This window comes from Micromonospora sp. NPDC048040 (genome assembly GCF_055587185.1).
In genome coordinates, this window is record NZ_JBVJGT010000006.1 from 134,296 (window position 1) to 154,380 (window position 20,085).

The window sequence follows — 20,085 nt, forward strand, 5'->3', positions numbered from 1 at the left end:
CCCCGGAGTTCATCTCGGCGGCGGCGACGGCAGGCGGTCAGCCGTAGTAGCGGCGCAGTTCGCGGGTGAGCACCTTGCCGGTGGCGTTGCGGGGGAGGTACTTCACGAAGACGACGTCGCGGGGCACGGAGAAGCGGGCCAGGTAGTGCCGGACGTACTCGCGGACCGCCTCCGGGTCGAGCGTCTCGCCGGGGTGCAGGGCGAGGAACGCGGCGAGCCGTTGCCCGTACCCGGGGTCGGGTACGCCGATCACGGCGGTCTCCCGCACCTGCGGCAGCCGGGCGATCAGGTCCTCCACCTCGGAGGGGAAGACGTTCTCCCCGCCGGAGACGATCATGTCGTCCGCCCGGCCGTCGACGAAGAGCAGCCCGTCGGGGTCGAGGCGGCCCAGGTCGCCGGTGTCGAGCAGGCCGTTCCGGCGTTCCCGGCTGGCCCCGGAGGTGTAGCCCTCGAAGAGCATCTCGTTGCCGACGAAGATCCGGCCGACGCGACCGTCCGGCACCGGCGCGCCGGCCGCGTCGAGGATCGCCAGTCGGGTGCCGTGCGGCCGGCGGCCGGCGGTGGTGGGCGCGGCGCGCAGGTCGGCGGGGTCGGCGATGGAGGCCCAGGAGACCTCGGTGGAGCCGTAGAGGTTGTAGAGGACCTCGCCGTAGACGTCCATGAACCGTGGCGCGAGGCCGCCGGGCAGCGCGGATCCGCTGACCGCGACCACCTTCAGCGGGGGCCGCGGTTCCGGCGGCGGCACCTCCAGCAGTCGCTGCACCATCACCGGTACGGCGAAGAGCGCGTCGCAGCGCTGTTCGACCAGGGCGGCCAGCGTGGCGGCCGGGTCGAAGCGGCGGTGCAGCACGACGGTGGCGCGCAGCGCGAAGGACACCTGGAGGGCGGCGTATCCCCAGGTGTGGAAGAGCGGCGCGGCGATCATCACCCGGTCCCGGGTGTGCAGCGGGATGCGGTCGATGATCGAGACGAGCGGCCCGAAGCCGTTCGGCGTGGGGCGCCGGGCGCCCTTCGGGGCGCCGGTGGTGCCGGAGGTGAGCACGATGATCTGGCCGTTCCGCTCCGGCGGGCGCAGGTCGCCGGGGAGCGCGCCGGCCACCAGCTCCTCCCGGGCGCGCTCGTCGAGCCGGTGCACCTCGGCGGAGAGGCCGACCAGGTCGGCGAACTCGCTGTCGTGCACCAGCACCCGCAGCCGCTGCTCCTCCGCCACGGTGGCGAGCTGCGCGGCGGAGAGCCCGGTGTTGACGAGCACCGCGTCCGCGCCGAGCAGGATGGCGGCGACGATCGTCTCGATCAGCCCGTGGTGGTTGCGGCAGAGCACGCCGACCCGGTCCCCGGCCTGCACGCCGAGCACCGCCCGCATCGCCCGGGCCAGCCGCTCGGCCCGGTCCTGCAGCTCGGCGTACGTCAGCTCGGCGCCCCGCTCGTCGACCACCGCCGCCCGGTCGGGGTCGCGGGCGGCGGCCTGGCGCAGCTCGCCGGCGAGGCTCCAGCCCCACTTGCGCAGCGCGCCGAGCTGGGAGGCGACGCGGATCGGGCGGCCGGGGGCGAGCAGCCCACGCCGGGTCAGGGTGGCGACGACGAACGGCAGGTCCACGGAGCGGCCTCCTCGTGCGTTGCGCGGAGGGTCCTCGAATCAGCGGATCTGGACGCCGGAGACAGCCCTGGAGATGACCAGGCGCTGGATCTCCGAAGTGCCCTCGAAGATGGTGTAGATCTTGGCGTCGCGGTACCAGCGCTCGACCGGGTGGTCCCGCAGGAACCCGGCCCCGCCGAGCAGTTGCACGGCCTTCTCGGTCACGGAGACGGCCACCTCGCCGGCCTTCAGCTTGGACATCGAGCCCTCACCCGCCGTGAAGGGCCGGTTGTTGCGGCCCATCCAGGAGGCCCGCCAGACCAGCAGCCGGGCCGCGTCGATCTCCGTCCTCATGTCGGCCAGCGCGAACGCGACCGCCTGGTTCTCGATGATGGGCCGGCCGAACTGGACCCGGTCCTTCGCGTAGTCCAGCGCGTACTCGTAGGCGGCCCGGGCCACGCCCAGCGCCTGCGCGCCGACGGTGGGCCGGGAGAGTTCGAAGGTGCGCATCGCGGCCTGGCCCGAGGCGCGCTTGCCGGAGCGGGCCCGGTCGAGCCGTTCGCGCAGGGCGTCCCGGCCGCCGAGCAGGCAGCGCCCCGGCACGCGTACGTCATCGAGGAAGACGTCGGCGGTGTGCGACGCGCGCAGGCCCAGCTTGCGCAGCTTGCGGGTCGCGGTCAGCCCGGCGGTGCCCGGCGGTACGACGAACGCCGCCTGCCCCCGGGAACCGAGCGTCGGGTCGACCGAGGCGGTGACGACGTGCACCCCGGCGATCCCGCCGTTGGTGGCGTACGCCTTCTGCCCGCTCAGCACCCACTCGTCGGTGGCCTCGTCGTAGACCGCCCGGGTGCGCATCGCGCCGACGTCGGAGCCGGCCTCGGGCTCGGTGGTGCAGAACGCGGCGACGGCGGGCTCGTCGACGGTGCCGAAGCACTGCGGCACCCACTCCACCATCTGGTCCGGGGTGCCGGTGCCGTAGATGGCGGCCACCGCGAGGGAGGTGCCGAAGATGCCCAGCCCGATGCCGGCGTCACCCCAGAAGAGTTCCTCGCTGGCGATCGGGAGGGAGAGGCCGGTGGGGTCGGCCCAGCAGGTGGCGAGGAACTCGAAGCCGTACAGGCCGACCTTCGCCGCCTCCTGGATGATCGGCCAGGGAGTCTCCTCCCGGGCGTCCCACTCGGCCGCGGCCGGGCGCACGACCTCGGCGGCGAAGCCGTGCACCCAGTCGCGCAGATCCCGCTGTTCCTCGTTCAGGTCGAGCGAGAACTCGGCCATGTCAGGCCTTGGGGATGTCGAACAGGTTGGCGATGTTGGCGGCCAGACCCAGGTCGCCCTTGGCCTTGAGCTTGCCGGTCATGAACATCATGACGGGGTTGGCCCCACCGGAGACGATCTTCAGGAACTCGACCGGGCCCATGGTGAGGCTCAGCTTCGGGTCGTGCTGCGCGGTCTCGTTGACCGTGCACGCGCCGTCGGCGATGACGACCTCGTAGGTGTCGGTGCCACCGTCGGGGCGGCCGGTGATGTTCCAGTGGATGACCGCGTTGGTCGAGCCCGCCCGGTCGGCGCGGAAGAGCTGCGGCATCCGGCTGAAGACCTCGCCCAAGATCTTGCCGCGCAGGTCGCCGGACATGACCTCGGCGATCTTGTCGTCCGGGGTGGACTTGACCAGCTGGGCGAACTCCTTGGGGCCGACGTTCGCGAAGTTGGCCGGGTCGAAGTCAGTCATGGGTCTGCACCTTCCGGTATTGGCTACTCGTGCGTAACCCTACGCACGAGTAGGTATGCTCGCAAGGGTGTCCACCCCACCCACCTTCAAGCGCCTCCCACGTGCCGTACGCGAGCAGCAGATGCTCGACGCAGCCGTGAAAGCGTTCTCCCGCAGGGGGTTCCACGCGGCCAGCATGGACGAGATCGCCGAGGACGCCGGCATCTCCAAGCCGATGGTCTACGCCTACCTCGGCACCAAGGAGGAGCTCTTCGTCGCCTGCCTGCACCGGGAGGGCGCCCGGATGATGCAGGCCATCGCCGGGGCGGCCGCCCCCGAGCTGTCGGCCGACGAGCGACTCTGGCGCGGGCTGCGGGCGTTCTTCGGTTTCGTCGGGGCGCACCGGGACGGCTGGGCGGTGCTCTACCGGCAGGCCCGGGGCGAGCAGCCGTTCGCCGGCGAGCTGGCGGGCATGCGCGCCCGGCTGGTCGAGGTGGTCGCCGGGATGCTCGGCCACGCGCTGCGCGCCGAGGGGCGCGAGGTGGGCGAGACCGACCTGGAGGTCGTCGCGTACGCCCTGGTGGGGGCGACCGAGTCGCTGGCCGACTGGCTCGCCGACCACCCGGAGGCGGACCCGGAGAAGACCGCGACGCGGATGATGAACGTCGCGTGGCTCGGCGCCGGCAAACTCCTGCGCGGCGCCACCTGGCGGCCGCCCACCGCCTGACCTTCCGCCCGGGGAGACCGACCGACGGGCCCGCCGCCCTCGCGCGGTCCCATGCCCGGCTGGTGCCGCATCTCGCCGACGCCGACGACGCCGAAGCCCCGGCCGACGCCTCCGCCGACGCCCGGCCGACGCCGACGATGCCCGGCCGCCGCCGACGCCGAAGGCCCGGTCGGCGTCGGCGGCCGGGGCCGCGGGTGGGTCACCGTCGCAGCTCCGCCGGCTCCCGGGCGGGCGCGCCGACGGCCGCCCGGCGACGGCCCAGGAGCCAGCGGGTCAATTCCACCACCAGGGTCACCGTCAGCGCGAGACCGAGCCCGAGCAGCAGCCCCCGGATCGGGTCCTGCTCGAAGGCCAGCCCGCCGAGGTAACCGACCAGCGCCGAGTAGACCCCCCACGAGCCGGCGGCGAGCGCGTCGAAGGCGAGGAAGCGCCGCCGGGGGGAAGCGCGTCGCCCCCATGGTCATCGTGACGGCGGTCCGGCCACCGGGGACGTACCGGGCGACGGTGAGGATCAGCCCGCCCCGCGCCGCGATCCCGCGCCGCGCCCACTCGTAGGCGGTCCGTCGCCGGCCGCCGTCGGGCAGGCGGGCGAGGAGGCGTCCGCCGCCGTGCCGGCCGATGGCGTACGACACGTGGTCGCCGACCAGCGCGCCGGCCGCCGCGACCGCGATCACCGCCACCAGGTCGGGTTGCCCGGTCGCCGCGAACACGCCGGCGGTGATCACCGCCGTCTCGCTGGGCACCGCCGGGAAGAAGCCGTCGATCACCGCGATCGCGAAGAGCGCCAGGTAGACCCAGGGCGAGGACATCGTCTGGTGGAGCAGGTCGAGCACCGAATCCATGATCTCGATGCTGGTGCCGCCCGGCGGCCCCGCCATCGTCCGGTGGTCACCCGGTGCCTGCGACTTAAGTCGTGCCCGACCCCGAGAGGGATCCGGGTCGGGCACGACCGGCTTTCAGGGTCGGGCGCGGACCGGCGTCAGGGGTCGCGCGCACACCGGAGGCGGGTGGACGGCAACGGCCTCCGCCCGGCCTAGGCTCGGGGCGTGACCTCCCGAGCCGTCGCGCTCCGGCGCACCGTCGAGCGGTACGCCCCCGTGCTGCTCGCCGTCGTCGTCGCGGCGGGGGTCTGGGGGCGGCGACCGGCTCGCTCGGGGTGCGCTCGCCGCTGCCCGGGGTGCTGGTCCTCGCCGTCGCCGTCCTCGCGGGCTGGGCCGCCGCGACGGTACGCGCACGGCGCTGGCCGCTGTTCGTGACGGCCGCCGTCACGTGGCTGCTCCTGGCGGCCTGGCCGGTGGTGGCCGTCGCCTCCTGGCAGGCCGGACTCCGGCTGCGGGACCGTCGGCGGCTCGCCGGCTTCCTCGCCGGTGCCGCCCTGGTGGCGGTGGCGGGCGTGGTGATCGGTGTCGTGGTGGGTGGCGAGCGGCGGCTGACCACCGCCACGCCCGCCAACGCGCTGGCGATGTTCGCGTGGACGGTGCTGTTCCCGCTGGTCGTCGGGCTCTGGGTCCGGGCCCGCCGGGACACCCTGGCCGCCCTGCGGGACCGGGCCGAGCGGCTGGAGCGCGAGCAGGAGGCGCGGGCGGAGCGCGTCCGGGCCGAGGAGCGGGCCAGGATCGCCCGGGAGATGCACGACGTGGTGGCGCACCGGGTGTCGCTGATGGTGGTGCACGCCGGCGCGCTGGAGGTCACCGCCACCGATCCGGCGACGGTCGACACCGCGACCCTGATCCGGTCCACCGGACGGCAGGCCCTCACCGACCTGCGGGAGGTGCTCGGCGTGCTGCGCCAGCCCACGCCCGCCGGCGAGCCGGCCACCACCGCCGCCGCCGGGCTGGCCGGCGTCGCCGACCTGGTCCGGGAGTCCCGCGCCGTCGGGCTGCGGGTCGACCGGCAGGACGAGGGGACGCCCCGGCCCGTTTCCGCCACCGTCGGCCGGACGGTGTACCGGGTGGTCCAGGAGGCACTGACGAACGTCCGTAAGCACGCGCCGGACGCGGACACCACCGTCCGGCTGCGGTACCTCCCGGGCGGGTTGGAGATCAGCGTCCGCACCGGCCCGTCGGCGGGCGGCCCAGCCCTGCCCGGAGCGGACGGTCGGCCGGCGGGCGGTGCGGCCCTGCCCGGAGCGGGACTCGGGCTGATCGGCCTCCGGGAGCGGGTGGAACTGCTGGGCGGGCGGCTGGAGGCCGGCCTCCGCGACGGCGGCTTCCTGGTCCGGGCGTTGATCCCGGTGGAGGAGGCGACATGATCCGGGTCCTGGTGGTCGACGACGAGCAGCTGGTCCGTGCCGGGCTGCGGCTGATCCTGGAGGCGGCACCCGACCTCACCGTGGTCGGCGAGGCGGCCGACGGCGCGGCGGCGCTGGCCGAGACCCGCCGGTTGCGTCCCGACGTGGTGTTGCTGGACGTCCGGATGCCGGGCACCGACGGGCTGACCGCCGCCCCGCAGGTGGTCGCCACCGGGGCGAAGGTCGTCATGCTGACCACCTTCGACCGAGACGAGTACGTGCACCGGGCGCTGCGGGCGGGCGCGGTCGGCTTCCTGCTGAAGGACACGCCGCCCCGGGAACTCGCCGCCGCCGTGCGGACCGTGGCCGCCGGAAACGCCATGCTGGCCCCGACGGTCACCCGGCGGCTGATCGACTCCTTCGCCGAGCGCGGCCCGGCCCGGCGGGACGCCGCGCGGCAGCGGCTGGGCCACCTCACGGACCGGGAGTTGGAGATCGTCCGGGAGGTGGGCCGGGGGTTGGGCAACGCCGACATCGCCCGCCGGCTGACGATGAGCGAGGCGACGGTCAAGACGCACGTGAGCAGGGCTCTCGCGAAGCTCCAGCTCGCCAACCGGGTGCAGCTCGCGATCCTGGTCCACGACGCCGACCTCCTCTGACGGCCCGGCCACGACGTCGCCACCGCCTGCCTGGCCACGGCATAGCCGCCGTCTGCCTGGTCACGGCGTCCTCGGCGCCCGCCCCGCCACGACGTCCGGTCGTCCCGGTGCCCGGTGCCCGGCCACGACGGGACGGAGGGGTCCGCCGTCCCGGCTCCCGCACCGGTGGAACGTCACGGTTGTCTCCCGCCCGCCGTGACAGCCATGTTGTTCCACTCGTCGGCCGCGCCGTGGTGGAACAGCCCGTCGATGGGCGGCGGCGAGCGGTGGGCGCGGCGGCGGTGAGCGGTGGGCGCGGCGGCGAGCGGTGAGCGGTGGGCGCGGCGGCGAGCGGTGAGCGGTGGGCGCGGCGGCGCGCGGGGTGGTCGGCGCGTGGGGCTGGGCCCGGACGGACGTGGGCGGGCCAGAGGTGGGTGGGGCGCGGTCAGTGGGGGGTGCGGCGGTGGGCGCGGTGGCGGAGCCAGCGGACGGACTCCAGCACCAGCGTCACCGCCACCGACATACCCACCGCGGCCAGGATGCCTCTGACCGGGTCGCGTTCGAAGGCCAGCCCGCCGAAGTAGCCGAGCAGGGCGGAGTAGAGCGCCCAGCTCACCGCCGCGATCGAGTCGAACAGCAGGAACGAGCGGAGCGGGTAGCGGACCGCGCCCATGGTGAGGGTCACCGCCGTGCGACCGCCGGGGATGTACCGGGCGGTGGTGAGGATCAGACCGCCGCGCCGGTGCACCGCCTGGCGGGCCCACTCCGAGCCGGCCCGCCGCCGGCTGTCCTCGGGAAACCGGGCGAGCCGATGCGCGCCGCCGCCGCGCCCGATGGCGTACGAGATGTGGTCGCCGACGCAGGCGCCGAATGCGGCGGCGACGATCACCGCCACCAGGTTGGGGCTGCCGTCGGTGGCGAGCACGGCGGCGGTGATCACGGCGGTCTCGCCGGGCACCGCCGGGAAGAACGCGTCGACCGCGGTGAGCCCGAACAGCAGCAGGTACACCCACGGGGAGCTGACCAGCTGCCGGAGCAGGTCGAGCGCGGACTCCATGCCCCCATGCTGGCCGGGCCCGGCGCGCCGGGTGGCCGAGTCGCCGGATCACCCTGCTCGACGACGCATTCAAGATCCGCGAGCGGCGGCACGCTCACCCGTTGCCGGCCGCGATCACCGCGTCAGGCGGTGGCGACCAGGGCCGGCGGGGCGAGCAGCGGGCCGTGCGGGACCTTGTCCCCGGCGGTGGGGCCGTGCGAGGTGAGCACCACCGGGGCGGCCAGTTCCCGGGCCACCGCCGACGGCCAGTCGACGGGCGGGTCGTCGTACACCGGGCGGGAGCGCAGCAGGCGGGCGGTGAGCACGGACTGCCGGTCCAGGTCGCCGGGCGGGCCCGGGGTGAGCCGGTCGGTGGAGTCGTAGCGGCGGCAGATCCGCAGCCCGGGGCCGGCGAGGTCGAGGTGGGTCAACGCCAGGCCGTCGACGCCTCCGGCCGCGGCGAGGGCGTACCGGTGGGCGACCGCGTCGAAGTGGCCGAACCGGAACCGGCCCTGCCACGGGTTCGTCGGGTTGTGCGGGTCGGTCCACGGCAGGGCCGGGTCCTCGGTCACCAGCGGCCCCGGCCCGTGCCGGGTGGTGGTCACGCGCAGCACCCCGAGCCGCGTCGCCGTGCCCGCCTGGCCCGCCTCGGCGAGCAGGCTGTCGGCGTTGGCGAACGTGGTGGTGCTCCACGTCGTGTACGGGTGGAAGCCGTGCCACTCGTCGAGCAGCACCCCCTGCGCGCCCTCGAAGACGCACGTCCCGGCGCGCAGCGCCCCGCCCAGCCAGCCCCGGTCCACGATCGCCACCCGCCCGGCGAACCCGGTGAACGCGGGCAGGCAGTCCTCGACGGGCGGCGCGTCCAGCGGCCCCAGCTCGGCGGTCAGCCGGTCCCGCAGGGCGGTCAGCCGGCGGCGCAGCAGCGCCGGGGTGCGGCAGTCGGCCACCCGGGGCGCCTCGTCGGGGTGGGCGAGACCGTACGCGACGGCCTCGCCCACCCCCAGCCCGCAGGAGCCGTGCCGGTCGGCTCCCCGGGCGATCTCCCGGGCCCGGTTGGCGGCCCGGTGGTACGGGGTGGCGAGCAGCGCCTCCCCGTCCACGGTCAGCCGGTCGAGTGCGTCGGGCACCCCGACCGAGGCGAGGTGGTCGGCCTCGGCGGCCAGCGCCAGCGGGTCCACCACCACGTGCCGGGACAGGTGCGTACGCACCCCGGGGTGGAAGGTGCCCGCGCCGAACTGGGCGAAGGTGTGGTGCCGCCCGTCGCGCAGCACCACGTTGTGCGCCGCCTGCGCGCCCCCGTTGAAGCGGACCACGGTGTGCACGGGCCGGGTGGCGCAGAGCCAGTCCACGACCGTGCCCTTGCCGGCGTCGCCGTAGCCGAGGTCGACCACCGTCACGTGTCTCACAGCCGGGTGACCCCGCCGTCGGTGTCCCGGAAGGCCGGCAGCGCCGACACCTCGGCGCGCCGCCCCCGGCCGAGCCGGGCCAGCGCCTTCGACACCGTCCCGGTGGCGCCCGAACCGGCCCGGTCGAGGTCGCGCAGGCCCTCGTCCAGGTCGATGGCCTGCTCGCCGAGGCCGATGGTGAGCGCGATGGTCTCGCAGACCGCGTCGAGGTCGTCCAGCACGACGGCGTTCTGCCCGAGCAGGCCCCGCCAGAAGTCGAGCACCTTGGCGTTGCCGGCGTAGTGGCTGCCGGCGGGGAGGAGATAGTAGGTGTCCCAGCGGCGGGTCACCTCGTCGACCACCTGCCGCAGCGGCACGTCCTCGGCCAGGTCGTCGCCGATCAGGCGGGCCACCTCCCGGGCCTTCACCTGCGGGTAGGCCAGCTCGTCGCCGATGATGAACAGGTAGCCGCGCCGGCCGCGCTTCTCCCAGCAGTCGGTGACCGTGTGCCGGGCCATGAAGTACATGGCCAGCTCGTACGACTCGGTCATCTGCCCGCCGCCACCGCCCTCCAGCACGATCCGGCCGAGGTCGTCGTCCATGCGGTTGTCGGACTCGAACTGGCCGACCTGCAACGGCACCCGGTCGCAGGTGGCGTCGCCGATCGCGCCGAACATGATCTGCGGGTCGCGGGCGTAGCCCTGCCGCTGGAGCAGCCCGAGCAGCTGCGGCAGCTTGGTCTGGAGGACGCGCGGCACGCTGCGCATCGAGCCGGTCACGTCGAACAGCACGGCGATGGCCGTCGACTGCGGGTGCTCGTCGGAGTCGCGGCTCTCCCGCGTCGCGTCGCGGGGGTCGAGCGCGGGGTGCACCGTGCGCGCCCCGCTGTCGCTGTAGGAGAACGCGCTCTTGCCGGTGGCCCGGCGGTAGCGGTCGGCGGCGTCGTACACGTCGGTGGACCAGATTCCACTGCCCATGGCAGCCTCCTCAGGGGTTCAGGGTGAAGGGTCGGAAGGTGCGCGGCCCGTAGAGCCGCTCCAGCACCTCGTCGAGTTCGCGGAGCAGGCGCCAGGCGTCGCCGGGCCGGGCGTTCAGGGCGGGCCGCAGGCAGCCCTGGGCGAAGGCGAGCAGCTCGCGCGGCGCGCGCGGGCCCATCAGCCAGGTCATGCAGCGGGTGGCCATCGCGATGTCGGTGCCCGGCCCGCACGGGCGCTTCGCGACGACCTCGGCCGGATACCAGTCCTCGTGGCCGGGCACGAGCGCCGGGACGGCGCCACCGTCGACGACGGAGAAGCACCAGTCGACCAGCACCACGCCGTGCCCGTCGGGCTCGATCAGCACGTGCGGCGGCAGCACCGCGCCGTGCACCACGCCCGCCCGGTGGGCCAGGCCGAGCGCGACCAGCAGCCGCCGCCACATCCAGGCCGCGTCCCGGGCGTCCAACCCGTCCGGGTACGCGCGCCGCACCTCGGTGAGGTCGTGCAGGCCGGGCGCGGTGGCGAGTACGGTGACCCGCCGCTCGGCGCCGGTGTCGGGGTCCCGGTGCCGGAACTCCTCCACCAGCCGGGGCACGTAGGGCAGGTAGCGCGGGTCGCCGCGTTCGGCGAGGGCGCGCAGGGCGTGCGCCTCCCGCGCCATCAGGTCGTTGTCGGTGGGCCGCCGGGGCAGCTTGAGCAGCCGGTCCGCCCCGACGTCGTAGAGGTCGGCCAGGTCGCCGGAGTGCGCCGGCGCGCCGAGGCGGTAGCCGCCGAGGACGGTGACCCGTCGGGCCCGCCAGCGGGTGGTGACCCGGACGAACGCCTCGGTGGCCTCGGCGCGTACGGCCGAATCGGCGGGCACCCGGTCGGGGTGCAGGGCCGCGACCAGCTCGCGGTAGCGCCGGGCCGGCTCGTCGGCGCCGAACAGGTCGGCGTCGGTGCGGGCCGCCGCGACCAGGCGGATCGCCTCGGTGGTCCTCACCGCACCGTCTCCTCGCGGGCGGGGCGCAGCAGCGCCGGGTGCAGCAGCCGGGCGTCGCCGGCCCGGTAGAGCCTGGCGCGGGGGCCGCCCCGGGCCCCGCCGCGCTCGGTGCTGGCGCCGGTGCTCTCCACGAAGCCCGGCACCGAGAGCACCTTGCGGTGGAAGTTGCCGGCGTGCAGCGGGTGCCCCCAGACCGTCTCGTAGACGGCGCGCAGCTCGCTGATGGTGAACTCGGGGGCGAGGAAGCGGGTGGCGAGCGGGGTGTATTCCAGCTTGGACCGGGCCCGCTCCAGCCCGTCGGCGATGATCCGGTCGTGGTCGAAGGCGAGCTGCCGGCTGCTCAGGGCGGTCACCGGCAGCCAGACCGCCTCGTCGGCGTCGGTGCCGGCGGCCGCGTCCGGCAGGTCGGGCGCGAACGCGAGGTGGGCGACCGAGACGACGCGCATCCGCGGGTCGCGGTCGACGCCGCCGTAGCTGGCCAACTGCTCCAGGTGTACGCGACGCAGCCCCTCACCGCCGAGCCCGGTCTCCTCGGCCAGCTCCCGCCGGGCGCCGGCGGTCAGGTCCTCGTCGGGGCGGACGAAGCCGCCGGGCAGCGCCCAGTGCCCCGCGAAGGGCGGCTCGCCGCGCCGGATGAGCAGCAGGTGGAGCGCGCCGTCGCGGATGGTCAGCGCCACCACGTCGACGGTGACCGCGACCGCCGGATAGGCCCGGGGGTCGTACGCGGCCAGGAAGTCCTGCTCGTCCACGGCGTCCCTCTCATCTTGAGAACATCTCGATGTGAGAACAACCTAGCGCATGCGGTCGCCCCTGCCAACCCCGGGCGGCGCGGGTGCGACGCGGCCGGGGGTTGGCAGGGGCGGTCAGCGCACGAGGCCCACCAGGTGCGGGCGACCGCGCAGGTCGTGCAGGGCGAACCCGCCGCCCGGCAGCAGGCCGAAGCTCACCGTGCTCGGCAGCGGCACCGGCAGCTTGAACGCCACCTCGACGGTGTAGGCGTCCGGCAGCCGGTTCTCCAGCGCGGCCAGGCACCGCGCCTTGCTCCACATCCCGTGCGCGATGGGCCGGGGGAAGCCGAACAGCCGGGCCCCCAGTCGGGAGGTGTGGATCGGGTTGTGGTCGCCGGAGACCCGCGCGTAGTGCGTACCGACGCGGGGCTCGACCCGCCAGTGGGCCGAGCCGGCCGGCGCCGGGGGTCGCTCGCCCCGGTCGCGCCCTCCGTCGCCGCCGGGCCTGCGCTCCCGGCCGAGGTACGTCGAGACGCCGCGCCAGACCTCCTCCCCGCCGACCGAGCCGACCAGCACCACGTCGACCTGCCGCCCCCGGTCGTGCGGGCGCAGGTTCTCCGCGTACGTGGTGAAGTCGAGGGTCTCGTCGGCCGTGACCGGGCGGTGCACGGTGATCCGGTTGCCCACGTGCACCACGCCGGTCAGCGGGATCGGGAACCCCGGCGCGGTCATCAGGCGCAGGGCCAGCGGGAAGCCCATGACGTGCGGGAACGTGGCGGGCAGCCGGTCGGTCAGCCGGAACCCACAGACCCGGTCGTAGTCCGCCAGGTGCGCCCGGTCGACGGCGACCCCGCCGACGGCCAGCTCGGCCGCCGGGGCGCCGGCCGCCGCCGGTCGCCCGCCGAGGCCGGGCAGCGCGCCGAGCAGCGCCCGCCGGTAGAGCGCCCCGGCCGCCGGCATCCGGGCCAGCTCGACGCGCTCCCGGGCGACCGCCCCGGCGTGCCCGGCCAGGTCCTGCGTCGCCTCGACCGAGGAGGCGTGCCCGGAGAGGTCGTGCGTCTCCGCCAGGCTCAGGTCGTGGTCGGCCGGCCCCGGCCGGCGGATCGCGGCCAGCGTCTCCTCCGACAGCCGCTCCGTGGGGCCGTCGATCAGCTCGTGCACCGACAGGTCCTCGGCCGGGCCCTCCGCCGGTTCCCTCCGCCCGGCCATCACGCCCCCAGCAGGCTCTGGCCGCAGACCCGGACGACGTTGCCGCTGACCGCGCCGGAGGCCGGCCACGCCAGCCAGCCGATGGTCTCGGCGACGTCCACCGGCAGCCCGCCCTGGGACATGCTGTTCATCCGCCGGCCCGCCTCGCGCAGCATCAGCGGGATGCGCGCGGTCAGCCGGGTCTCGATGAACCCGGGGGCGACGGCGTTCACGCTGATCTGCCGTTCGCGCAGGACGGGGGCGAGCGAGTCGACCAGCCCGATCACGCCCGCCTTGCTGGTGGCGTAGTTGGTCTGGCCCCGGTTGCCGGCGATGCCGGCGATGGAGGAGACGGAGACGATCCGCCCGCCGGCCGGGATCAGCTCCCGCTCCAGCAGCACGTCGTTGATCCGCTCCTGGCTGGAGAGGTTGACGTCGAGCACGGAGTCCCAGCGGTCGGCGTCCATCCGGCCGAGGGTCTTGTCCCGGGTGATGCCGGCGTTGTGCACGACCACGTCGACCCGCCCGTGCCGGCCGGCGAGGTGCTCCGCGAGCCGGTTCGGGGCGTCGGGGGCGGTGAGGTCGAGCTGGACGGCCGTCCCGCCGATCTCGTTGGCGACCGCCGCCAGCGCGTCTCCGGCCGCCGGGATGTCCAGCGCGACGACGCGCGCGCCGTCGCGGGCCAGCACCCGGGCCAGCGCCGCGCCGATGCCCCGGGCCGCCCCGGTGACCAGGACGACCTGCCCGTCCAGCGGGCGGTCCCAGTCGGTCGGCGGCTCGGCCCTGCCGGCGCCGACCCGGACGACCTGCCCGGAGACGTACGCGGACCGGCCGGAGAGCAGGAACCGGAGGGTGGCCTCCAGGCTGGTCGACGTGCCGGCGTCGGGCTCCTTCGTGACGTACACGAGCTGGGCGGTGACACCGCGGCCGAACTCCTTGCCGATGCTGCGGGTCAGCCCCTCCAGGGCCCGCTGGGCGGTGGCCTCCCGGGGCGAGCCGCCCTCGGCGGGCGGGGTGCCGAGCACGACCACCCGGCCGCTGGGCAGCACCGAGCGGGCGTGCGGGTGGAAGAAGTCGTACAGCTGGCGCAGCTCGGTGGAGTCGCTGATGCCGGTCGCGTCGTAGACCAGGGCGGCGAAGCGCTCGGTGGGCTCCACGGCGGCGGGGTCCCGCAGCTCGACCCCGGCGGCGGTCAGGATCTTGCCGACCTGCGCGGCGAGCCGACCACCGGTCGCGGCGCCGAGCAGGACGGGCCCGGGGGCGAGGGGGTCGCCGGGGGTGTGCCGGCGCAGTCGCGGCGGGTCGGGCAGCCCGAGGCGCTTGACCAGCGCGCGACCGGCCCCCGATCGGACGAAGCTCGCGTACCTGTCGGTCATAGGCGTAGCCTACTGGCGAGTAGGTTGAGGGCAAGCCCTTCGAGGAGGCGGGATCGTGCAGAGCATCCGGCGGGTGGCGGTCATCGGTGGCAACCGCATCCCCTTCGCCCGGTCCAACTCGCGGTACGCGAGCGCGTCCAACGCGGACATGCTGGGCGCGGCGCTGGACGGGCTGGTCGCCCGGTTCGGCCTGGCCGGCCAGCGGGTCGGCGAGGTGGTCGCCGGCGCGGTGCTCAAGCACGCCAAGGACTTCAACCTGACCCGCGAGGTGGTGCTCGGCTCGAAGCTCGACCCGCACACCCCCGCGTACGACATCCAGCAGGCCTGCGGCACCGGGCTGGAGGCCGCCATCCTGGTCGCCAACAAGATCGCCCTCGGGCAGATCGACGTCGGCATCGCCGGCGGCGTGGACACCACCTCCGACGCCCCGCTCGCGGTCAACGAGGACATGCGCCGCACGCTGCTCAGGCTGAACAGCGCCCGCACCCTCGGCGAGCGGCTGAGGGCCGCCGCGAAGCTGCGCCCCACCCAGCCGTTCCGGCCGGAGATCCCGCGCAACGCCGAGCCGCGCACCGGGCTGTCGATGGGGGAGCACGCCGCCCGCACGGCGCTGCGCTGGCAGGTCGACCGGCAGGCGCAGGACGAGCTGGCGCTGCGCTCGCACCAGCGGCTCGCCGCCGCGTACGACCGGGGGTTCTTCGACGACCTGCTGACGCCCTACCTCGGGCTCACCCGCGACCAGAACCTGCGCGCGGACACCAGCCCGGAGAAGCTCGCGTCGCTGCGGCCGGTCTTCGGCGCGAAGGGCCCGGACGCCGAGCGGGCGACGATGACGGCCGGCAACTCCTCGCCGCTGACCGACGGCGCCTCCACGGTGCTGCTGGCCAGCGAGGAGTGGGCCAGCGAGCACCACCTGCCCGTGCTGGCCTGGTTCTCCTGGTCGGAGACCGCCGCCGTCGACTTCGTGCACGGCGACGAGGGGCTGCTGATGGCCCCCGCGTACGCGGTGCCCCGGATGCTGGCCCGGGCCGGGCTGACGCTTCAGGACTTCGACTACTACGAGATCCACGAGGCGTTCGCCTCGCAGGTGCTGGCCACCCTGGCCGCCTGGGAGTCGCCCGAGTTCTGCAAGGACCGGCTCGGGCTGGACGCCCCCCTCGGCGCGATCGACCGGGAGAAGTTGAACGTCAACGGCTCGTCGCTGGCCGCCGGGCACCCGTTCGCGGCAACGGGCGGCCGGATCGTGGCGACCCTGGCGAAGCTGCTCGCCGAGAAGGGGAGCGGGCGGGGGTTGATCTCGATCTGCGCGGCCGGCGGCCAGGGCGTGACGGCGATCCTGGAGCGCTGAGCGCCCGCCCCGCCGGGGTGGCCGCTGTGCGGCGCGCGCCGCCGGCCGGCGTGACTGTGCAGATCCGCACCTGGACGCGGTGCCGGTCGGGTGGCCTAACCTGAGTCGCCCCCCGTTCCACTGTCGACCGGAGGATCCCGCCGGTGTCTGCCAACCCGACGTCCGTGCCCGACCCCAAGGCCCACCCCGCGCCGCCCCTCCCGGCCCCGTTCGGCCCGGCGCCGGCCGGGGGCGTCGGGATCGGCCGGACGGCCCAGGTGGTCACCGGGCTGGTGCTGCTCGTGCCGGCGGCCGTCGCCCTGCTCTGGTCGTACGTGCTCCCGTCGGTCAGCACGCTGGTGGAGAGCTTCCGGCGGGGCAACGGGCTGGGCGGGCCGACCGAGTCCGTCGGCGGCGACAACTACGCGCAGGTGATCGAGCGGGGGTTCCTCGGCGACCTGGGCCACGCGCTGCTCCTCGCCCTCGTGCCGCTGCTGCTCGCGCTGCTCGTCGCCCCGCTGCTCGCGCTCGTCGCACAGCGTGCCGGCCGGGTGCCCCGGCTGGTGACCCGGGCGCTGCTGGCCCTGCCGCTGGCCGCCTACGCCCCGCTCGCCGTCGGGGTGGCGTGGACGATGGACCGGTTCGAGGCCGACCGGGACGCCTGGACGCAGGCGCCCACGCTGACCGCCGCGCGCGCCGTGGCGCTGCTGACGGCCGGGCTGGTGGTCGCGGTCGGTGCCACCGTCTTCCTCGCCGCGCTGCGCCGTGGCCCCGGCGGCGGCCGCTCCGGCCCGGCGGTCCTGGCCGTCGGCGGCGTGCTCGGGCTGGCCGTCGTCGCGGTGACCGTACAGTCCTGGTCCCTCCAGTGGCCCGTCCTCGGCGGGCGGGAAGACCAGGTCGCCCCCCTGGTGCGGATCGTCCGGGAGAGCGTGGCCTGGCTCCAGTTCGGCGTCGGCGCCGCGGGCAACGTGCTGCTGCTCGCCCTGCTGGCGGTGCTCGGCGTTCTCGCCGTCGTCCTGCTCCTGGTCACCCGGACGAGGATCGCCTTCACCGGGTGGCGCGACCGCCCGGCCGGCGCCCCGACGGGCACTCCGACGGGCGCTCCTGCGGGCGCTCCGACGGGCACTCCGGCCGGTGCCCCGACGGGCGCTCCTGCGGGCGCTCCGACGGGCGTCCCGGCCGGTGCGCGCAACCCGGTCGCGCTCGGCCTGTTGGCGGTGGGGCTGCTGGCGTTCCTCGGCGTGCTCGCCTACGTGCTGGCGCCGTGGCTGCGGGCGCTCCCCGCCGAGGCGGCGCTCCTGCCCTCCGGCGTCTCCACCGGCCAGGTCCAGGTCAACACCTGGCTGCCGCCGCTGATCCCGGCGGTGGTCGGGGTGGGCGTCGCCGCCCTGGCCGGCTTCGGCATCGGCGGCCTGCGCCCACTGGGCCGGGCCAGTGAGCTGCTCCTGCTGCCGTTCGCGCCCTGGCTCTTCGTCGGCGACGGTCCGCTCGCCATCGCCCATTTCGCCCGGGCCCGGGAGGCCGACCAGCTCAACACCTTCGTCGGGCTGATCCCGCCAGGCTGGCTCTGCATCCCCGCGCTCGTGGTGTTCACCCTTCTCTTCCGGGGCCAGCGGGAACGCTGGGAGGCCGGCGGCGGGTTCGGGTCGACCATGCTCCTGCCAGCCCTGCCGATGCTGGCCGGCGCCGGGCTGCTGAGCTGGCTGGTCGGCGCGCAGAGCTGGCTGTGGCCGCAACTGGTCGTCGCGGACGTCCGGCACGCGCCGGCGGCGAACCTGGTCCTCCTGCGGCTCGCGGAGACCTTCGGCGACCCGGAGGCCACACGGGGGCTCGTCGCCCAGGTGCTGCCGCTGCCGATGCTGCTGTTGTTCCTGGCCGCGTTCGTGGCGTTGCAGCTGCTCTACCTGGACCGGCTCGTGATCGGGGCGGGACGGTCGACGGGGGACGGGCCCCGCTGATCCCCGGGACTGTGGCGGGCACTGACGGGCCGTCCCGTACCTTCGTCCTGAGGGCGGTCGGTCGACCGGTCGCCGCGCCGCGCGGCATGCCGGGGCGACGACGCTCCGCCCACCCCGCCCTGCCGAGAGCCGTGGCACGTCGCGGGTCTTCGGCGAAGGCCCGCGGGAGGGGCGTGCAAGACTGAGGTACGTGACGACGATCCCCAACGTGCTCGCCAACCGGTACGCCTCGCCCGAGCTGGTCGCCCTCTGGTCACCCGAGCAGAAGATCCGGATGGAACGGCAGCTCTGGCTCGCCGTGCTCCGGGCGCAGCGGGACCTCGGCGTGCCCGTCCCGGACGGCGTGGTCGAGGCGTACGAGCGGGTGCTCGACCAGGTCGACCTCGCCTCGATCGCCGAGCGGGAGCGGGTCACCCGGCACGACGTGAAGGCCCGGATCGAGGAGTTCAGCGCGCTCGCCGGGCACGAGCACGTGCACAAGGGGATGACCTCCCGCGACCTCACCGAGAACGTCGAGCAGCTCCAGGTGCGGGCCTCGCTGGAGCTGGTCCGGGACCGGGTGGTCGCCACCCTGGCCCGGCTGTCCCGGTTGGCCGTCGAGCACTCGGGCCTCGTCATGACCGGCCGCTCGCACAACGTCGCCGCGCAGGCCACCACGCTGGGGAAGCGCTTCGCGTCGGCCGCGGAGGAGCTGCTGATCGCGTACGAGCGGCTGGACGACCTGATCAACTGGTACCCGCTGCGCGGCATCAAGGGCCCGGTGGGCACCGCCGCCGACCAGTTGGACCTCTTCGACGGCGACGCCGACAAGGTGGCCGAGCTGGAGCGCCGGGTGGCCGAGCACCTCGGCTTCTCCCGGGTGCTCGACAGCGTCGGCCAGGTCTACCCGCGCTCGATCGACCTGGCGGTGCTCTCCGCGCTGGCGCAGATCGCCGCCGCGCCGTCCTCGCTGGCCACGACGATCCGGCTGATGGTGGGCCAGGAGCTGGCGACCGAGGGCTTCAAGCCGGGCCAGGTCGGCTCCAGCGCGATGCCGCACAAGATGAACACCCGGTCCAGCGAGCGGGTCAACGGCTTCGCGGTGATCATCCGGGGCTACCTGTCGATGGTCGGCGAGCTGGCCGGCGACCAGTGGAACGAGGGGGACGTCTCCTGCTCGGTGGTCCGCCGGGTCGCGCTGCCGGACGCGTTCTTCGCCGCCGACGGGCTGTTCCAGACGTTCCTCACCGTGCTGGACGAGTTCGGCGCGTACCCGGCGGTGGTCAACCGGGAGCTGGAGCGCTTCCTGCCGTTCCTGGCCACCACCAAGATCCTGGTGGCGGCGGTCCGGCGCGGCGTCGGGCGCGAGGTCGCCCACGAGGTGATCAAGGAGCACGCGGTCGCCGTCGCGCTCGCCATGCGCGAGAAGGGCGCCTCCGAGAACGACCTCTTCGACCGCCTCGCGGCGGACGGCCGCCTGGGCCTGACCCGGAGCGAGATCGACGCGCTCGTCGCCGACCGCACCGCCTTCGTCGGCGCCGCCCCGGCCCAGGTCGAGGCGGTCACCCGCCGAGTAGCCGCCGTGGTCGAAGCCCACCCCAAGGCCGCCACCTACACCCCACCCCCCATCCTCTAACCCCCCCCACCCCCAACCCCAACCCCCAGGGGGCCAGGGGGGCCGGTGGGTCAGGAGTCGCGGGTGGGGGTTTCGGCCGCGGTGCGGAGGGTGGGGGCGCTCGCCGGCTCGGCGATGCCGCCCGGGGAGTCGGCGAAGGCGGGGTCGTGGGCGGTCTCCGCGGCGACCAGCGGCTGGTCGGGCGGCATGACGTCGGGCACCTTGGGCACCACGATCACCGCCGTGCCGTACGCGCAGATCTCCATCCACATCTCGCCGCAGTCGCGGCTGTCGAAGCGCATGCCCACCACGGCGTTCGCGCCGAGGCGGCGGGCCTCCTCGCCGAGCCGGGCCACCGAGTCGGTACGCCACCGGGTCAGGTTGTCCGGCGCCATCGGGTCGTACGCGCCACCGCGCAGGTTCTTGACCCCCTCGCGGTACGGGTTCCGCGTCCTGGCCATCGACGACACCACTTCGCCGAGGATCTGGCGGATCTCGTACCCGGGTAGTTGCTCCGTCGTCACGACCAGCACGTTTCCGATGCTGTCAGGGCGACCCCGCACCCGATCGCGAGCCTTGTTCACCTGATCGGATGCTGCAAAACGGCGCGGCGCGGACGGCCGGCGCGTGGCCGGCCATCCGCGCCGCCCGGGCG

The 20,085-nt window shown here is 75.1% G+C and carries 16 protein-coding genes and 2 pseudogenes; 6 read left to right on the forward strand and 12 right to left on the reverse strand.

Annotated features, from left to right (window positions below; all coding sequences use genetic code 11):
• Positions 1 to 37: 37 nt before the first annotated feature.
• The 3 genes from ACZ6O2_RS09860 to ACZ6O2_RS09870 are packed head-to-tail and all read right to left on the reverse strand — an operon-like array spanning position 38 to position 3,305.
• Positions 38 to 1,597 (reverse strand): AMP-binding protein, encoded by a 1,560-nt coding sequence (locus ACZ6O2_RS09860; RefSeq protein WP_466022583.1) that lies wholly within the window; start codon positions 1,595 to 1,597, stop codon positions 38 to 40.
• Positions 1,598 to 1,636: 39 nt separating this feature from the next.
• The gene (locus ACZ6O2_RS09865; protein ID WP_466022584.1) at positions 1,637 to 2,851 is read right to left on the reverse strand and encodes an acyl-CoA dehydrogenase family protein; all 1,215 of its coding nucleotides are present in this window, start codon (positions 2,849 to 2,851) and stop codon (positions 1,637 to 1,639) included.
• A gap of 1 nt (position 2,852) precedes the next feature.
• Positions 2,853 to 3,305 (reverse strand): SCP2 sterol-binding domain-containing protein, encoded by a 453-nt coding sequence (locus ACZ6O2_RS09870; protein WP_350702168.1) that lies wholly within the window; start codon positions 3,303 to 3,305, stop codon positions 2,853 to 2,855.
• Positions 3,306 to 3,372: 67 nt separating this feature from the next.
• Between ACZ6O2_RS09870 and ACZ6O2_RS09875 the strand changes: the two genes are divergently transcribed.
• Entirely contained in the window at positions 3,373 to 4,011 is a 639-nt protein-coding gene (locus ACZ6O2_RS09875; RefSeq protein ID WP_466022585.1) for a TetR/AcrR family transcriptional regulator, read from the forward strand.
• A gap of 199 nt (positions 4,012 to 4,210) precedes the next feature.
• Here the strand turns inward: ACZ6O2_RS09875 and ACZ6O2_RS09880 are convergent.
• Positions 4,211 to 4,853 (reverse strand): annotated as a pseudogene (locus ACZ6O2_RS09880) (DedA family protein).
• Positions 4,854 to 5,167: 314 nt separating this feature from the next.
• Between ACZ6O2_RS09880 and ACZ6O2_RS09885 the strand changes: the two are divergent.
• Both ACZ6O2_RS09885 and ACZ6O2_RS09890 read left to right on the forward strand, forming a co-directional pair.
• Positions 5,168 to 6,262 carry a sensor histidine kinase gene (locus tag ACZ6O2_RS09885; protein ID WP_466022586.1) on the forward strand — a complete coding sequence of 365 codons (1,095 nt, stop codon included), beginning with the start codon at positions 5,168 to 5,170 and terminating at the stop codon, positions 6,260 to 6,262.
• Entirely contained in the window at positions 6,259 to 6,900 is a 642-nt protein-coding gene (locus ACZ6O2_RS09890) for a response regulator transcription factor (RefSeq protein WP_357693511.1), read from the forward strand. Before ACZ6O2_RS09885 ends, ACZ6O2_RS09890 begins: the two co-directional genes overlap by 4 nt.
• Before the next feature lie 424 nt (positions 6,901 to 7,324).
• Here ACZ6O2_RS09890 and ACZ6O2_RS09895 read toward each other — a convergent pair whose 3' ends face one another.
• From ACZ6O2_RS09895 to ACZ6O2_RS09925, 7 genes are all read right to left on the reverse strand, one after another.
• The gene (locus ACZ6O2_RS09895) at positions 7,325 to 7,936 is read right to left on the reverse strand and encodes a DedA family protein (protein ID WP_350702160.1); all 612 of its coding nucleotides are present in this window, start codon (positions 7,934 to 7,936) and stop codon (positions 7,325 to 7,327) included.
• Positions 7,937 to 8,058: 122 nt separating this feature from the next.
• Positions 8,059 to 9,321 (reverse strand): adenylosuccinate synthetase, encoded by a 1,263-nt coding sequence (locus ACZ6O2_RS09900; RefSeq protein ID WP_466022587.1) that lies wholly within the window; start codon positions 9,319 to 9,321, stop codon positions 8,059 to 8,061.
• The gene (locus tag ACZ6O2_RS09905) at positions 9,318 to 10,277 is read right to left on the reverse strand and encodes a hypothetical protein (protein WP_466022588.1); all 960 of its coding nucleotides are present in this window, start codon (positions 10,275 to 10,277) and stop codon (positions 9,318 to 9,320) included. Before ACZ6O2_RS09905 ends, ACZ6O2_RS09900 begins: the two co-directional genes overlap by 4 nt.
• 10 nt (positions 10,278 to 10,287) lie before the next feature.
• The gene (locus ACZ6O2_RS09910) at positions 10,288 to 11,259 is read right to left on the reverse strand and encodes a serine/threonine protein kinase (RefSeq protein ID WP_466022589.1); all 972 of its coding nucleotides are present in this window, start codon (positions 11,257 to 11,259) and stop codon (positions 10,288 to 10,290) included.
• Entirely contained in the window at positions 11,256 to 12,008 is a 753-nt protein-coding gene (locus ACZ6O2_RS09915) for an NUDIX hydrolase (protein ID WP_350702152.1), read from the reverse strand. The genes ACZ6O2_RS09910 and ACZ6O2_RS09915 overlap by 4 nt, the downstream gene beginning before the upstream one ends.
• Positions 12,009 to 12,122: 114 nt before the next feature.
• Entirely contained in the window at positions 12,123 to 13,196 is a 1,074-nt protein-coding gene (locus ACZ6O2_RS09920; protein ID WP_466022590.1) for a MaoC/PaaZ C-terminal domain-containing protein, read from the reverse strand.
• On the reverse strand, positions 13,196 to 14,551 hold the full coding sequence (locus ACZ6O2_RS09925) for a 3-oxoacyl-ACP reductase (RefSeq protein WP_466022591.1): 1,356 nt from the start codon (positions 14,549 to 14,551) through the stop codon (positions 13,196 to 13,198). The genes ACZ6O2_RS09920 and ACZ6O2_RS09925 overlap by 1 nt, the downstream gene beginning before the upstream one ends.
• A gap of 55 nt (positions 14,552 to 14,606) precedes the next feature.
• On the opposite strand from ACZ6O2_RS09925, the gene ACZ6O2_RS09930 reads away from it, so the two are divergent.
• The 3 genes from ACZ6O2_RS09930 (at position 14,607) to purB (ending at position 19,451) form a co-directional block, all read left to right on the forward strand.
• Complete coding sequence (locus ACZ6O2_RS09930) at positions 14,607 to 15,899, forward strand: acetyl-CoA C-acetyltransferase (protein ID WP_350702147.1); 1,293 nt, start codon at positions 14,607 to 14,609, stop codon at positions 15,897 to 15,899.
• A gap of 143 nt (positions 15,900 to 16,042) precedes the next feature.
• The gene (locus ACZ6O2_RS09935) at positions 16,043 to 17,836 is read left to right on the forward strand and encodes a PT domain-containing protein (protein WP_466022592.1); all 1,794 of its coding nucleotides are present in this window, start codon (positions 16,043 to 16,045) and stop codon (positions 17,834 to 17,836) included.
• A 190-nt stretch (positions 17,837 to 18,026) separates the two neighbouring features.
• A complete protein-coding gene (gene purB / locus ACZ6O2_RS09940; RefSeq protein WP_466022593.1) occupies positions 18,027 to 19,451 on the forward strand; it encodes an adenylosuccinate lyase in 1,425 nt (474 codons plus the stop codon).
• A 50-nt stretch (positions 19,452 to 19,501) separates the two neighbouring features.
• Here purB and ACZ6O2_RS09945 read toward each other — a convergent pair.
• A pseudogene (locus ACZ6O2_RS09945) lies at positions 19,502 to 20,069 on the reverse strand (YbjQ family protein).
• Between the last annotated feature and the right edge of the window lie 16 nt (positions 20,070 to 20,085).

Excerpts from the sequence above, each read along its gene's own strand:
- ACZ6O2_RS09925 (WP_466022591.1), bottom strand. The coding sequence starts at position 14,551 with ATGACCGACAGGTACGCGAGCTTCGTCCGATCGGGGGCCGGTCGCGCG.
- ACZ6O2_RS09865 (WP_466022584.1), bottom strand. The coding sequence starts at position 2,851 with ATGGCCGAGTTCTCGCTCGACCTGAACGAGGAACAGCGGGATCTGCGC.
- ACZ6O2_RS09870 (WP_350702168.1), bottom strand. The coding sequence starts at position 3,305 with ATGACTGACTTCGACCCGGCCAACTTCGCGAACGTCGGCCCCAAGGAG.
- ACZ6O2_RS09905 (WP_466022588.1), bottom strand. The coding sequence starts at position 10,277 with ATGGGCAGTGGAATCTGGTCCACCGACGTGTACGACGCCGCCGACCGC.
- ACZ6O2_RS09920 (WP_466022590.1), bottom strand. The coding sequence starts at position 13,196 with ATGGCCGGGCGGAGGGAACCGGCGGAGGGCCCGGCCGAGGACCTGTCG.
- ACZ6O2_RS09890 (WP_357693511.1), top strand. The coding sequence starts at position 6,259 with ATGATCCGGGTCCTGGTGGTCGACGACGAGCAGCTGGTCCGTGCCGGG.
- ACZ6O2_RS09895 (WP_350702160.1), bottom strand. The coding sequence starts at position 7,936 with ATGGAGTCCGCGCTCGACCTGCTCCGGCAGCTGGTCAGCTCCCCGTGG.